Here is a 14,334-nt window from a genome sequence, read left to right on the forward strand (position 1 = left end):
AAGGAATTGGAGTTAAAGAATGGCTAAAACTGAGATAGTGACTATTAGTCTTGCCTGTAGCAAATGTAAAAGACGAAATTATACATATAGAAGGAATAAAAAGAGAAAGAAGCAGAATCCCAAGAAGCTGGAACTGAAGAAGTACTGTAGGTTCTGTCGCCAACACACTATTCATAAGGAAGTAAAATAGATAACAAAAGCGTAAGATAGAGTAGGCCTGTAGCTCAATTGGCTAGAGTAGCGGTCTCCAAAACCGTTGGTTGTGGGTTCGAGTCCCTCCAGGCCTGCCAATTTTTGTAAGCATAATTGGGAAAAGGAATAAAAACTCCCAATCCTCATTGGCAACTCGAACGCTCGCGAGCGCCGACCAATGGGAGGAGGAGACCGGAGGTCGATAGCGAGCGAGCCGGACCCTGAGGCCGAGGGAGGAAAGGGAGAGGCCGAAGGGCGAGTCCCTCCAGGCCTGCCAATTTTTATAGCACACCGAAGAGGTGTGCTTTTTTAAATGGAAACGATAATCTATTTTAGGGAAAAGCGAATTGAAATTTGTTGTTAATTATAGCATTTTAATATTTTCTGTTCTTGTTTTGACTACTTCTTGCGCCCATATCCCCTATAAAGGGATAAGAGGAGAATTGAAAATGGTGGAAGAGATTAGAGATGTCTCTCCTTTCAATTATGCGAAGGAGGACTTTCCTGTAGAAGTTAAGCTGGTTAGAAGAAAGAAAGGCTATGTGATTAAGAAAGTCACTTTTCCTTCAGCGCTACCCGCTCCCGGAGAGAATAACACGGTAAGATGTTATTATTATCAAATGGAAAAGGAAGAGAAGTCGCCGGCAATTGTTATCTTGCCTATAGCTGGAGGCAACTATTTCTTTTCCAAGAAAATGGCAAAATTTCTCGTCCGTCGGGGAATGAACTGTTTGAGACTGGAAAGGGTAGTGAGACTTTTGGATAGTGAGGGAGACCTGGAGATTGTCAGAAGAAGATTCATAAAAACTATTATCGATGCTAAAAGGAGTATTGATTGGCTGGTCAGCCAGAAAGAGATAGACCCACAAAGGATTGGGGTGACCGGAGCGAGCCTGGGCGCCTTCTTAAGCTCTCTTGTGGCTGAGACTGACCCGAGGATAAAGAGCTCTGTGTTTATCTTGGGCGGAGGTGATTTGACTAGACTTTTTTCCCAATCGAGAGAAAAGACAATTCGCTCTTTTAGAAAAAAAGTTATGAAAAAAGAAGGACTCACAGAAGAAGAGTTTTCTCAATTGGTTTCTCAGAAGTTAGAAGATATCGATCCACTTACCTATGTGGGAAGGCTTTCTCCAGAAACTGTTTTGATGATTAATACAGTTAATGATGTTGTTGTTCCTCGGGACTGTACCTTAGAATTCTGGTCTAGTGTGGGCGAGCCTGAGTTAATCTGGCTACCCTTTACACATACTGGTTCATTTTTTGCCTTCAGATATGCCCGGGGGAAGACTCTGCAACATTTCCAAAGGACCCTTGTTGTCAAAGAATAGACGGTTTTTTGTAGTGTAGCCCTTTATGGGCGTATTTTTTACGGGGACGAGCCCCTACACTACCAAAACCATTACGGACACAAAGTCCGGCGGGGTATGGTTGAATTTTTAGAGGGGATGTGGTATAATCAGTTGCACGAATTTTAGTGATGGAGAGAAATGGTACAGATAAAATTTGGCACAGCTGGCTGGAGAGCAGTTATTTCCGACGAGTTCACCATTGGCAATGTCAGGTTAGTAACTCAGGCTATAGCCAACTATATCAAGGAACAAGTAACAAGCGATAAGCGAGAGGTTGTTGTCGGTTACGACACAAGGTTTATGTCGGAAAATTTTGCAAAAGTAGCTTCAACGGTTCTGGCAGCTAATGGCATAAGGGCACTTATTACAACAAGGGATGTTCCCACTCCAGCTTTTGCCTATGAGATTTTAAAAAGGGGAACGCTGGGAGGAATTAATTTTACAGCTTCTCATAACCCTCCGGAGTACAATGGGATAAAGTTCTCTCCTTCATGGGGTGGCCCAGCGCTCCCGGAGACAACCAATGCTATTGAGAAGAATTGTGCTTTGCTTATGGGAGGGGAATCTTCTGTAAGAGATATCTCCTGGGAAAAGGGAAAAGAAAAGGGACTGATTGAATATGTAAACCCGCGATTAGAATATATAAACAGAATTAATGAACTTGTGAATTTGGAAGCAATAAAGAAAGCGAAGCTAAAAATTGCCGTTGACCTCCTTTATGGGACGGGGCGAGACTATCTGGACGCTATCCTTAAACAAGCAGGCTGTGAAGTCAAGGTTCTCCATAACTGGAGGGATGTCCTCTTTGGTGGTTCTCCGCCGGAACCTTCTTTTCTCTATCTGGGAGAGTTGGTCAAAACGGTCAAGGAAGAAAAGTACGATTTAGGGTTGGCTACGGATGGTGACTCTGACAGGTTTGGCATTATAGATAGGGATGGTACGTTCATTTCGCCAAATCAGGTTTTAGCCCTTCTTTTGAATCACCTGGTGAAGACGAGAAACTGGAAAGGTGTAGTTGCCCGTTCAGTTATGACTACCTCGTTTGTTGATGCTATTGCCAGGATTCACGATATCCGGGTGAAAGAAACCCCGGTCGGTTTTAAATATATTGCCCAGGTGATGCGTGAGAATGGTATGGTTATCGGAGGAGAGGAGAGCGGAGGCTTGACAATTCAAGGACACGTGCCGGAGAAGGACGGCATCCTCGCCTGCCTGTTAATTGCCGAGATGGTAGCTTTTGAGGGGAAGTCTATTGGAGAAATTCTCGATGATTTATACAAAAAAGTGGGACTTTTTTTAAGCGATAGAATAAATTTCCATCTGAAGGAAGATGAGATGGAAGATTTGAAAGTGAAACTTAAGAAAGATTTACCTCAGGAGATTGCCGGTTTGAAAGTGGAGAAGACAGTTAACCTCGATGGGTGGAAGTTCATACTGGCTGATGGGAGCTGGCTGGGAATCAGATTATCCGGCACGGAACCTGTGGTGAGGCTGTACGTTGAAGCTCATGAAGATAGCGAACTTAAGGAGCTGAAGGAAGCAGGAAAGAGACTGATTAAGGAAAAATGAAAATTGTTATCTGTCCCGATTCTTTTAAAGAGAGCCTTTCAGCGATAGAAGTATGTGATTGCATTGAGCGGGGTCTAAAAAAAGCTAATTCTAAATTCAAAATAGAAAAGATTCCCCTGGCTGACGGTGGGGAAGGGACTGTTAAAGCACTGGTTCTGGCAACAGGTGGTCGTTCTTTGAAGTGTAGAGTAAAGGGTCCCCTGGGCAGGAAAATTTGGGCGGGATATGGAATCCTCGGAGATAGGAAGACAGCAATAATTGAGATGGCGGCTGCTTCGGGATTGGCTTTAGTTCCACTGAAGAAAAGGAATCCTCTCTTGACTACCACCTATGGGACGGGTGAGTTAATTGCAAATGCTTTAAATCGTGGCTGCCGGAGAATTATTATTGGAATTGGTGGTTCAGCAACGGTGGACGGTGGATGTGGAATGGCCCAGGCATTGGGAGCGAAATTATTGGATGGTAAGGGGAGAGATATCGGTTTTGGCGGAAGAGAAATAGAGAAAGTGAAGAAGATCAATCTCAAATTTATGGATAAGAGGATTCCCAGAACAAAGTTCATTATTGCCTCTGATGTGATAAATCCTCTCTTAGGACCCAGAGGAGCTGCCCGCGTTTATGGACCACAAAAGGGAGCAACGCCAAAGATGGTGGAAAGGCTGGAGAGGGGACTTTCCCATCTTGCTAAGGTGATAAGAAAGGAATTGTCTATTTCGGTGGAGAATCTTCCCGGCTCTGGTGCGGCTGGGGGGTTGGGAGCAGGACTCTATGCCTTCCTGGGTGCAAAGATGGGAAATGGGGTAGAACTAGTAATGAAAATAGCAGGGTTGGATGAACAAATCAAGAAGGCTGATATGGTTATTACTGGCGAAGGTCAACTCGACCGTCAGACGCTCTACGGCAAAACGGTAATGGGAGTTATAAAAATGGCGAGAAAGTATAGAGTTCCTGTTGTCTGCATTGCCGGGTCGATTATGCCTGAAGCTAAAGATTTATATAGACTTGGAGTTAAAGGACTGTTTAGCACTACTACAATGCCGATGAGCCTTCAACAAGCTATGGGAAAAAGTAGGAGCCTGCTAATTAATGCTTCGGAGAACCTGGGACACCTGTTAGATCTAATGATGGTTAAGAAGAAAGAATGAAAAGAAGATTCTGGATTATCCTGGGTGCTGTAACAGTTATTCATGGTTTGATGAATTTATATATGGGCGTGGGTGACGATGAGGCTTACTACTGGGTGTGGAGTAATCATTTAGCACTCAGTTATTATGACCATCCTCCGATGGTAGCTTACATCATCTGGTTTTTTACACGGATTTTAGGCACAAGCTTCTTTACGGTACACCTGGGAGCTTTGGTTTCTGTCACACTGTTCATTATAATTATCTATCAGTGGGTAAAGGAGATGTTTTCCTCGAGAGAGGCGCTCTGGGCGGCGACTATTGTTCTGTTTATCCCCATCTTTTTTGTAGGTGGAACGGTAACTGTCCCTGATGGACCTTTGGGACTTTTCTGGGTGCTAACGCTATGGTTGGTATACAGGGCTTTAAAGGAGAGGAAGTCTCACTACTGGTATCTGGCAGGATTGGCAGTGGGCTTGAGTGGCCTGAGTAAATATAATGGACTCCTTCTGCCAGGACTCATATTTCTCTACTTGATATTTTCCAATAAGCACAGATTCTGGCTACTAAGAAAGGAACCCTACATTGCGCTGTTAATCGGGTTAATTGTTTTCTCTCCGGTAATCATCTGGAATTATCAACACGACTGGGTATCTTTTCAATTCCAGTTTCTTTCTCGCCATCGAGGAGGATTCTCTTTTGTTCGCTTTCTCCAGTTCATAGGGGCCCAGTTTACTTACCTCGCTCCTTTAGCCTTTATCTATGCCTGCTTAGGTTTCTATCGTTTAGTGAAAATAGGTTTTGGAAAGAAAATATGGGAATACCAGTATCTCTTTTTGACCTCTTTTCCCTTAGTTGCTTTATTTGCTTTGAACAGTTTCGTTTCACGTTCATTTAAACCCCACTGGCCTGCACTTGGTTATATCGGGGGAATATTAGGAGGGGTTGTAGCAGGAGGGCTTGCCAGGAAAGAGAGGAATTTTTTAAAGATAAACTTCTTAATTTGTATCCTTCTCTTGGGTATAACAATAGGACAAACATTCTATCCTTTTCTTCCCATTCCTCCCAAACAGGATATCACTAACGACCTTTATGGATGGGACAAAGTTAGTCAGGCAATAGATGAGATGGATAAGGAATTACCGAAACCTGATTTTCTTCTAACCGACAGGTATCAGAATGGAGCCCACTTGAGCTTTGCCACCCGGAAAGAGGCATACACTTTTAGTCCTCATCGCCGGAGCCAGTTCGATTTCTGGCAGGATGTAGAGGAACTTAAAGGGAAAGATGCAATCTATGTAACACACAGTCGATATTTTAAGGATCCAAACGATATATACAGATTTCAAAAGATTGAGCTTGTGAAAGAAGTGACGTTGGTTCGTGGGGGGAAGGAAATGCGTACCTTCTACCTCTACTATTGTGAGAATTTCCAGGGGCTGAAGTGAAAAGAGAAAAAATTCTTCTCGGTATTGTACTGGTGGTTCTGGGAGTCATCATCCATCTTTTGCCGGAAATAAATAATTTTCTTTTTTACCAGATAAACAATTTCCATTTCCATTGGCTGGATACTATAATGCTTCCCATCACCTATTGTGGAGACGGAACAGTGTTAGCTATTGTGGCGCTGGGGTTGTGGAGGTTGCGGGGTTGGAGAAAGTTCCTCTGGTTGGTTTTAATCCTGATAAGCGCAGGAATTCTGGTTCAGATGATTAAGTACTTTTTTCCTTCACCTCGCCCAAGTGCAGTCTTTCCTGATATTCATATTTTAGGTCCTGTTCTCAGGGCACATTCCTTTCCCTCAGGACACACTGCTTCAACTTTTGCTCTAATCAGTTTTCTCTCGGGAGAGTTTCCCCAGCTGGGAACCTTCCTTTGGGTAATGGCTATATTGATTGGTTTTTCCAGAGTCTATGTGGGAGCACATTTTCCCGCCGATGTTCTATTCGGGGCAGGATTGGGATACCTGGTGGCAAAGATTTACATGATGATATGGGAAAGTAGAATTAAAAGATAGTTCGTTCATCGCATAGGAATTTTTTGACATGGGAATGTTTTGGAGTCCTCCCGAAAGGGAGGGATGAAATCGACCTTGCTTTCGCAAGGACTCCAGAGCTTAAGGAGGTAAAATATGACCACAATTACTGATGTCTGGGCACGAGAAATTTTGGACTCCCGGGGAAACCCCACCATTGAAGTGGATGTAATTTTAGAAGGGGGCGCAATGGGTCGGGCAGCTGTTCCTTCGGGAGCATCAACAGGAGAACATGAAGCAGTAGAACTCAGGGATGGCGATATGAAAAGATATCTGGGCAAAGGTGTCCAGAAAGCAATAGCAAATGTAAATGATGTAATCGGTCCAGCCCTGTATGGTTTAGATGCCAGTGAACAGGTTTCCATCGATAAGAGAATGATTGAGCTGGATGGAACTGAAAATAAGTCAAAATTGGGAGCAAATGCGATTCTGGGAGTCTCTCTTGCCTGCGCCAAAGCCGCCAGCGAGACAGCGGAATTGCCTTTGTATCAGTACATAGGAGGTCCCAATGCTAAAATTCTCCCGGTTCCCTGTTTAAATATTCTCAATGGTGGCAAACACGCTGATAATAATGTTGACCTCCAGGAATTTATGATTATACCTAGTGGTGCACCCTCTTTTCGTGAAGCGATGAGGTATGCTGTGGAAACTTACCATCATTTAAAAGTGATATTAAAGTCAAAAAATCTATCCACAGCTCTGGGTGATGAAGGCGGATTTGCTCCTGATTTGAAATCTAACGAGGAGGCTCTAAAGTTAATTGTTCAGGGAATTGAGAAGGCGGGATATAAACCCGGGGAAGACATCTACATAGGCATTGATGCTGCAGCATCCTCTTTTTATAATGGTAGTAAATATATTTTAAAAGCAGAAGGAAAAGAAAATGATGCTTCAGGGATGGTCGATTTCTATGAATCCCTGATTAAAAGATATCCTGTAATTTTCATTGAGGATGGTTTGGCTGAAGACGATTGGGACGGCTGGAAACTGTTGACCAAGAGGTTGGGTGAGAAGATACAATTGACCGGAGATGACCTGTTTGTCACCAACAGGAAGAGGCTCAAGAAAGGAATTGAGCTAAAAGTAGCAAATTCTATTCTGATTAAACCCAACCAGATTGGAACTCTGACCGAGACGCTGGATACTGTAGAGATGGCTAAGAGAGCGAAATATACCTGTCTATTCTCCCACCGTTCTGGCGAGACAGAAGACGACATATTGGCCGATATAGTAGTGGCAACTAACGCTGGACAGATTAAAAGCGGTGCCCCTGCCAGGTCGGAACGGTTATGCAAGTATAACCGACTGATGAGAATAGAAGAGGAATTGGGAGAAAAAGCAGAATTTTATGAGTGGCAAATAAGAACCCCGTGATAAAATTTAAGGTTTAGAGAATGCGGATAAGTATCCATAAAAAGAGAGTTCATAGGAAGATACTAATCCTAATTGTTATAATTGGTATACTTATATTTCTTTTTGCCAATAAGAATTTTCAAACCTTGTTAATTTTAAATAAGGAAATTACTCAATTAAAGCAAAGAATAACAGGCTTGGAGGAAGAGAATATAGGGCTAAAGGAAGAACTGGAAGCAATGAAAAACGACCCCGAATATATTGAGAGCCTGGCACGTAGAGAACTGGGATTGATTAAACCTGGAGAAACCAAGTATAAATTTATCGAATCTCAAGAAGAAAAATGACTTGACTGAATCTAACTATTTTCTTATAATGAAAAGGCGGTTTGCCGGAGTGGCGGAATTGGCAGACGCCTTGGACTTAAAATCCAATGGGTATTTAATACCCGTGCCGGTTCGAGTCCGGCCTCCGGCACGGAGAATGTCTGGAGTAGCCCCGATTTGTCGGGGCGTTTGGAGTAGCAGACTTTAGTCTGCGTTTCGTAAAGCCGGATAGAATTTTGAAATTACTATATGATAAATGGACGCGGGGTGGAGCAGTCTGGTAGCTCGTCGGGCTCATAACCCGGAGGTCGACCGTTCGAATCGGTCCCCCGCCACCAGATTAAACAGAATTGCCGATGTCCGGATGGGTATTCGGCAATTTTTTTGGTAAAATTATGTTACTATATAGGGAGGTCAGCGATGAAAGAAGAAAAAAAGAAGAAAGAGATAAAGAATATGATAAGGGATTATAAGAGGTTGCTCAATTTGGGTGAGTACAGGATTACTTCCCGCTTTAAAACAACCCGTGAAGATAATGATTTGAGGGGATGTTACGCATTAGTCCATGTGGATAACGCCAATAGGAATATCTATCTCAGGTTTAGTATCTGGGATTCTATAAAGATGAACCGAAGGGGGCTCAGGAATCTGGTTCTTCACGAGCTTCTCCACAGTTTCTTCTGGGAATTGAGTGACTTATTCAGCGCTACCATAGATAAGTGTAAGATTACTCGTCGCCAGAAAGAGCTATTGAAGGATAAGTATGATAATATGGAAAATAGAAAAATTGGTCGACTGATGAAGATTATAATTAAATTAGAAAGACAAAGAGCAAAAAGATTAAATTAAACAGGCTTAAAAGTTGACAGGGGAATTCAATAAGTGTATAATACTTAGAAGATATAAGTCATTCTATCGCTGACCGCAGAAGTGAAAGGGGTAAGATAGTAATGTGGAAGAAGAAGGACCTGGAGGAGACAATAAAGAACAAATTTGGCGGTTATGATTTTATTGTGGTTTCCAACAGGGAGCCATATGTTCATGAATATTCAGGGAAAAAGGTCAGATGCGTGAAGTCGATTGGAGGGCTCACTGCTGCCATGGACCCGATAATGCAGGCTTCTAAAGGCATTTGGGTTGCCCATGGGAGCGGTGATGCTGATAAGGATGTTGTAGATAAAGATAATAAAATTAAGGTTCCTCCTGAGGACCCGAAGTATAGTTTAAAGCGTATATGGATGACCAAGGAAGAGGAGAACGGTTTCTATTACGGCTATGCGAATCAAGTTCTTTGGCCATTATCCCACATTGCTTATCGCCAGCCAGTTTTTAATGCCTCCCATTGGGAGTATTACCAGGAAGTCAACCAGAAGTTTGCCGAAGCTGTTCTCGAAGAGAAGAGAGATAATAAATTGTTCGTCTGGCTCCAGGATTACCATTTAAGTCTGTGTGCTAAGATTATAAAGGAGAAAAGCCCTGATGCAATTGTCTCTCTATTCTGGCATATTCCCTGGCCAAACCCAGAGGTATTCAGGATATGTCCCCAGAATAAGAAACTCCTGGAAGGGCTTTTAGCTAATGACCTTCTGGGGTTCCACCTTCGCTACCATTGCCTCAACTTTCTGGATACCGTAAGGCAGGAACTGGAAGCCAAAGTCAATCGTGAAGAGTCTTCCGTCACTTACAAAAATCACAAGACTTTAGTAAGGCCATTCCCCATCAGCATAGATGCCGAAGGTATCTCACGGATGGCTAATGCCAAAGAAGTGAAAGAGAAAATGAAAAGTCTTCCGGAAGAGATAGACCCTCCCTATGAAATTCTCTGCTTGAGTATAGACAGAGTTGACTATACTAAGGGAATTTTAGAAAAAATTAGAGCAGTGGATAGATTTTTAGAGAAGTATCCTGAATACCAGGGACGGTTCGTCTTCCTTGAGTTGGGAGCACTTAGCCGATTGCACATCAAGACTTACAAGCAATTAATAGATGATATCGAGTCCCTGGCTGAAGAGGTGAATTGGAAATACCGTTCTGGCTACTGGTATCCAATTGTCATCATCAATCGCCGGATCGATTATACAACGCACCTTGCCTACTATCGCGCTTGCGACGTTTGCCTGGTGGGTTCTCTCCATGATGGAATGAACTTAGTTGCCAAAGAGTATAATATGGCTAATGTAGACCTTAAAGGAATGCTCGTTTTAAGCCAGTTTACAGGTGCGGCAAGAGAATTAAAAGATGCTGTCCTGATAAATCCTTTTGACACTGAAGGCGTTGCTGATGCGATTTTATCTGCAGTTAAAATGTCGGAGAAGGAGAGAAAAAGGCGAGTAAGAAAGATGCAAAAAGTCATCCTGGAAAACAACATTTATAAATGGGCAGGGAAATTCATCCTCCAGTTAAGCGAACTATAAAATAAAAATAGGGACAGCGACCATTTTTCTAAGAAAAAGGGTCAGACTCCGTTAGACCCCATTTTTCACTAGAGGGTGAAAAGAGGAGAAAAAGTAGACTCTCCTTTTTTAGAAAAATGGTCGCTGTCCCCTTTAAAAGGATAAGTATCGTGCAACATGTTTTCAATGTTTGGCAAAACATTGAGAGGAGATTATGCTCGGCTAAGAGGATTCTCCTCCTTTTAGACTTCGATGGCACACTGACCCCAGTTGTCAAACGTCCCAGGGAGGCGGAGCTCTCTCCAGAGATGGAGGGAATTCTGAAATTTCTGACCAAAAAGAAGGAATTCGAGGTTGCCATTATAAGTGGAAGGTCTATTTCTGACTTAAAGCAAAAAATTAAGATAAGGAACATAATTTACGTTGGGAATCATGGATTAGAAATAGAGAGGAAGGGGAAAAAATTTATCTATCCCCAGGCCTCAAAATCAATCCCCACTATGAAGGAACTAAAGAAAATTATGAAGGCAAAACTTGGTTCTATTAAAGGAACGATTGTAGAAGATAAGAGAGTAGGCTTAGTTGTCCATTATAGAATGGTAAAGAACTCTGACGTGCCAGAATTAAAGAGGACGGTGGGACAGGTTTTCAAGCCGTTTCTGGAAAAGGGGAAGATAAAAATCGGCCACGGGAAAAAAATGCTTGAGGCAAAACCTCCTATTATGTGGGATAAGGGCAAAGCGGCTTCTATGCTTCTCGATTCTTTTAAGAGAGAAAAGCCCCTTTCATTCTATTTAGGAGATGATAAGACAGACGAAGACGCTTTCTCCGCGCTGGACGGAAGAGGGATTACCATTTTCGTGGGAAAGTCCAGGAGGTCGAAAGCGAAATTTTTTCTCAAGAATGTTGGTGAAGTGGAAATTTTCCTGAAGAGACTTTCTGCTTTAAAGGTAGGAAGGCACAAACCAAGTGCATAAAAAAAAGCCCCGTCTGACTAAAACTAAACAGCCATTCCATTTCTATACCAGGCTTAATTTAATCGAGTTTACGGGTAAGAAAGCTACCAATTTACGCGAGCTGGTAGAGATAATGAAGGAAGTACCAGGCTCGGTTATCTACCACCATACTCACCACTACCTTCAACAACACCTTTATCTCTCACCCGAGCCTCCCAACGACTTTGCCTACTGGGTCACCTACATTCTTCGCGAGGAGGAACTGGGGGAAGAAATTGCCAGTATTGACCTCTGTGAATTTTCCACCATTCGCTCCTTAAGAGAAAAGATTATAGAGACCATTGAAGAGCATCTTGCCAGAAATCCAGGAACTTTGCGCACGGCACCTCCTGGGGCAGAATTCCATTTCTTTAAGACTATTACCTTTATTCTACCTACTCCTTATGTTGCTGAAAACCTTTTGGAGTTTTTGGAAGCTATCAGGAAAATTTCTATCCATTCAATCTATTTCCATATGTTTGAGGCAAAACTCAGGTTAGAAAAAGGAGAAAACGATTTTTCTCGCTGGGTCGAAGATATGTTAGGAGAAAAAGAGCTTGCCAGCGATATTGCAAAATTTGACCCTTATACTTTTACTATGGAAGGTTTGCGTAGTGAACTCTGCAGACTAATCACCAAGCATATTCCTGGAGAAATAATCGAATGTCAAGAATAAGTGACTACGAACCAATTGTAGGGGTAGAAGTAATCAACGAATTAAAGATGCTTGCCCGGAAACTGAAGAATAAAGTTGTTCAGAATGTTAACTCTACTTCAGTGGGTGGGGGAGTAGCTGAGATTCTTGGCCGAATGGTTCCCCTCCTGCAAGATTTGGGGGTAGATGCCCGCTGGGATGTACTGAAAGGAGGAGAAAAGTACTTTCAGGTAACCAAGAAGTTCCATAATGCTCTTCATGGCACGAAAATGGAGATTACCGGTGATGACTACGAAATTTTTCTTGAAACTACAAGGGCAAACATTGAACAGATGGAATTTTATGGCGATATTGTTTTCATTCACGACCCTCAGCCGGTAGCTTTAGTAGAAAAGAAAAAATACTTGAAGAGCAGGTGGATCTGGAGGTGCCATATCGATTTCACCTCTCCAGACCCCGAAATATGGAAGTTTCTTAAATCCTTTGTAGAGCAATACGATGCCTGTGTTTTTTCAGCGCCTACTTTCGCTCGCCCGTTGCCCATTAGGCAGTTTTTAATTTCTCCTTCCATCGACCCCTTAAGCGATAAGAATAGAGACTTATCCGAGGAAGAAATTAATAATGCGCTTGAGAGACTAAAGATAAATAGAGATAAGCCAATAATTACTCAGATTTCTCGTTTCGATTACCTTAAGGACCCTTTTGGGGTAATCGAAGCCTTTAACCTGGTTAAAAAGTATGTCGACTGCCGGCTGGTTTTGGCTGGAGGAGGTGCAATTGATGACCCTGAAGGACAAAAAGTCTTTCAGGAAGTAGTAGAGAAGGCAAGCAATGATCCAGATATCCTCGTTTTACTTCTCCCTCCGGCAAGCGACCTGGAAATCAATGCCTTACAAAGGGCATCTACAGTCATTCTCCAGAAGTCTCTTAGGGAAGGTTTTGGGCTTACAGTGGCTGAGGCTTTATGGAAGGCCAAGCCAGTGGTTGCTTCTGCAGTGGGGGGCATACCTTTACAAATTGCCCATAAGTATTCTGGCTTACTTTCCCATACAGTGCAAGGAACTGCCTATTGGATTAGGCAGCTCCTCCATAGTCCCGAGTATGCAACAAGGCTGGGTGAAAATGGGAAGGCACACATTAAGCAAAATTTCCTCCTTACCAGACACTTGAGAGATTATCTGCTCCTTTTCCTATCCTTAGAAGAAGAAGAGGACATAATTTATCTCTAAATTCTCTCGAACTGAATGCTCCTTTCCTAAAATATCTCTCCTCTTTTCCGTTTCTCTTCTAAGCCATCTTCTTGAATTCCCTGTTATTCCTATGGTTTAATATGGGAGAAACAGCACCCTCTTTAGAGGTTAACTTTTTGTTAAGTTTATGTTAAGTTTGTATTAAGTTTGTGTTAAAAATGTGGTTGACAAAATCAGGTTTCTGTAGTAACATAATGAAGGGAGCTTGATAAGAGTTGTTTTGACAACATAATAGGTAAGTTTAAATTGTCCGATAAAGGCAAACCTCGAGAAATCGAGGGGCGCAAAACCTCGGATCTAAGGAGCCACCTCTATGATGGCCGGGTTGCCGAAGACAATAACAATAAAGAATATAATATTGAGCCGAATAAGCAGGAAAATATGCTTGTTCGGCTCTATATTTATCATATTAACTATAGTTCCTTTAAAGACTATTGCATTTGCTGAGACTACTGACCAGACTGTTTTGGGAAATCTCCACATTGTCAATGACACCCTGTTTGGAAAATTCAATTATGGCAATGAGAACGTGGAAGGATTTCTGGAAGCTAAAGAGTCTTTCCCCGGAGGGATAAGCGGCTTTGTGATAGGGACAAATATTGGCTTGGGTTCTCCTGAGGCGAATTTTGGAAAAGGGAAAATAGGCTTAAAAGTATGCTTTACCAATGATAATCCGGTATTGGAGCGAAGCGCTCTTTTTAAAATAGGAGCCGAATGGCTTCCCCAATGGAATCTTGCCTCCACTCGCTTAAAAGCCAAACTGGGCCTTAGAGGTGGTTACCTTTCAGTAACTACTACTACCGAACCGATAGACCCACCATATCCTTCTCAACTCCTCTATGGAGCCGAAAGTGGCCTCTCCATTTCCAAAGAGCTCAAAGGGATAACTTTTGAGACCGGTGCTACCGGATATGTAACCTACAGCTTCTATAATCAGAATAATCAAGTGGATAATTCCGGAATTAAGGTACAAGCGGGTAGCAGAATAGAGGTTCTCCCGGTCATATTAAAATTGGGATGGAAGGGAACTCTGATAAACTATAATCAAGACAAATACTTTTTCCTGGATACTATGAGAGAGGACAGCTACGAA

At 42.5% G+C, this 14,334-nt stretch carries 14 protein-coding genes, 3 tRNA genes and 1 riboswitch; all 17 genes read left to right on the forward strand.

Translation table 11 applies throughout. The annotated features are described in order from the left end of the window. Positions 1-19: 19 nt before the first annotated feature. On the forward strand, positions 20-190 hold the full coding sequence (gene rpmG, locus VMW39_07940; GenBank protein HUW23947.1) for a 50S ribosomal protein L33: 171 nt from the start codon (positions 20-22) through the stop codon (positions 188-190). 23 nt (positions 191-213) lie between these two features. Further along, positions 214-290 (forward strand) — tRNA-Trp (locus VMW39_07945). A 249-nt stretch (positions 291-539) separates the two neighbouring features. Continuing rightward, a complete protein-coding gene (locus VMW39_07950; GenBank protein ID HUW23948.1) occupies positions 540-1,520 on the forward strand; it encodes a CocE/NonD family hydrolase in 981 nt (326 codons plus the stop codon). A 159-nt stretch (positions 1,521-1,679) separates the two neighbouring features. Next, positions 1,680-3,110 carry a phosphoglucomutase/phosphomannomutase family protein gene (locus VMW39_07955; protein HUW23949.1) on the forward strand — a complete coding sequence of 477 codons (1,431 nt, stop codon included), beginning with the start codon at positions 1,680-1,682 and terminating at the stop codon, positions 3,108-3,110. Beyond that, entirely contained in the window at positions 3,107-4,255 is a 1,149-nt protein-coding gene (locus VMW39_07960) for a glycerate kinase (protein ID HUW23950.1), read from the forward strand. Before VMW39_07955 ends, VMW39_07960 begins: the two co-directional genes overlap by 4 nt. Next, positions 4,252-5,682: a glycosyltransferase family 39 protein gene (locus VMW39_07965; GenBank protein HUW23951.1), complete on the forward strand. Its 1,431-nt coding sequence runs from the start codon at positions 4,252-4,254 to the stop codon at positions 5,680-5,682. The genes VMW39_07960 and VMW39_07965 overlap by 4 nt, the downstream gene beginning before the upstream one ends. Beyond that, on the forward strand, positions 5,679-6,251 hold the full coding sequence (locus VMW39_07970; GenBank protein HUW23952.1) for a phosphatase PAP2 family protein: 573 nt from the start codon (positions 5,679-5,681) through the stop codon (positions 6,249-6,251). The genes VMW39_07965 and VMW39_07970 overlap by 4 nt, the downstream gene beginning before the upstream one ends. Before the next feature lie 114 nt (positions 6,252-6,365). Next, positions 6,366-7,643, forward strand: coding sequence for a phosphopyruvate hydratase (eno, locus tag VMW39_07975; GenBank protein ID HUW23953.1), 1,278 nt, complete (start codon positions 6,366-6,368; stop codon positions 7,641-7,643). Positions 7,644-7,663: 20 nt separating this feature from the next. Continuing rightward, positions 7,664-7,969, forward strand: coding sequence for a septum formation initiator family protein (locus VMW39_07980; GenBank protein ID HUW23954.1), 306 nt, complete (start codon positions 7,664-7,666; stop codon positions 7,967-7,969). Positions 7,970-8,012: 43 nt separating this feature from the next. After that, positions 8,013-8,099 (forward strand) — tRNA-Leu (locus VMW39_07985). 110 nt (positions 8,100-8,209) lie between these two features. Next, positions 8,210-8,286, forward strand: a tRNA-Met gene (locus tag VMW39_07990). Between the two features lie 82 nt (positions 8,287-8,368). Beyond that, the gene (locus VMW39_07995) at positions 8,369-8,797 is read left to right on the forward strand and encodes a hypothetical protein (GenBank protein HUW23955.1); all 429 of its coding nucleotides are present in this window, start codon (positions 8,369-8,371) and stop codon (positions 8,795-8,797) included. A 101-nt stretch (positions 8,798-8,898) separates the two neighbouring features. Next, positions 8,899-10,362: a trehalose-6-phosphate synthase gene (locus VMW39_08000; protein HUW23956.1), complete on the forward strand. Its 1,464-nt coding sequence runs from the start codon at positions 8,899-8,901 to the stop codon at positions 10,360-10,362. Between the two features lie 149 nt (positions 10,363-10,511). Beyond that, a complete protein-coding gene (gene otsB / locus VMW39_08005) occupies positions 10,512-11,318 on the forward strand; it encodes a trehalose-phosphatase (GenBank protein HUW23957.1) in 807 nt (268 codons plus the stop codon). After that, positions 11,311-12,012 (forward strand): DUF5752 family protein, encoded by a 702-nt coding sequence (locus tag VMW39_08010; GenBank protein HUW23958.1) that lies wholly within the window; start codon positions 11,311-11,313, stop codon positions 12,010-12,012. The genes otsB and VMW39_08010 overlap by 8 nt, the downstream gene beginning before the upstream one ends. Then, positions 12,000-13,220, forward strand: a complete 1,221-nt coding sequence (locus tag VMW39_08015; GenBank protein HUW23959.1) for a glycosyltransferase — start codon at positions 12,000-12,002, stop codon at positions 13,218-13,220. The genes VMW39_08010 and VMW39_08015 overlap by 13 nt, the downstream gene beginning before the upstream one ends. Positions 13,221-13,489: 269 nt before the next feature. Next, positions 13,490-13,574, forward strand: a riboswitch (cyclic di-GMP riboswitch). Next, positions 13,555-14,334: hypothetical protein (locus VMW39_08020; protein HUW23960.1), on the forward strand; the 780-nt coding region annotated here is incomplete at its 3' end. (Overlaps the previous riboswitch by 20 nt.)

It is taken from the genome of bacterium, from assembly GCA_035530055.1.
GTDB lineage: Bacteria > UBA6262 > WVXT01 > WVXT01 > WVXT01 > WVXT01.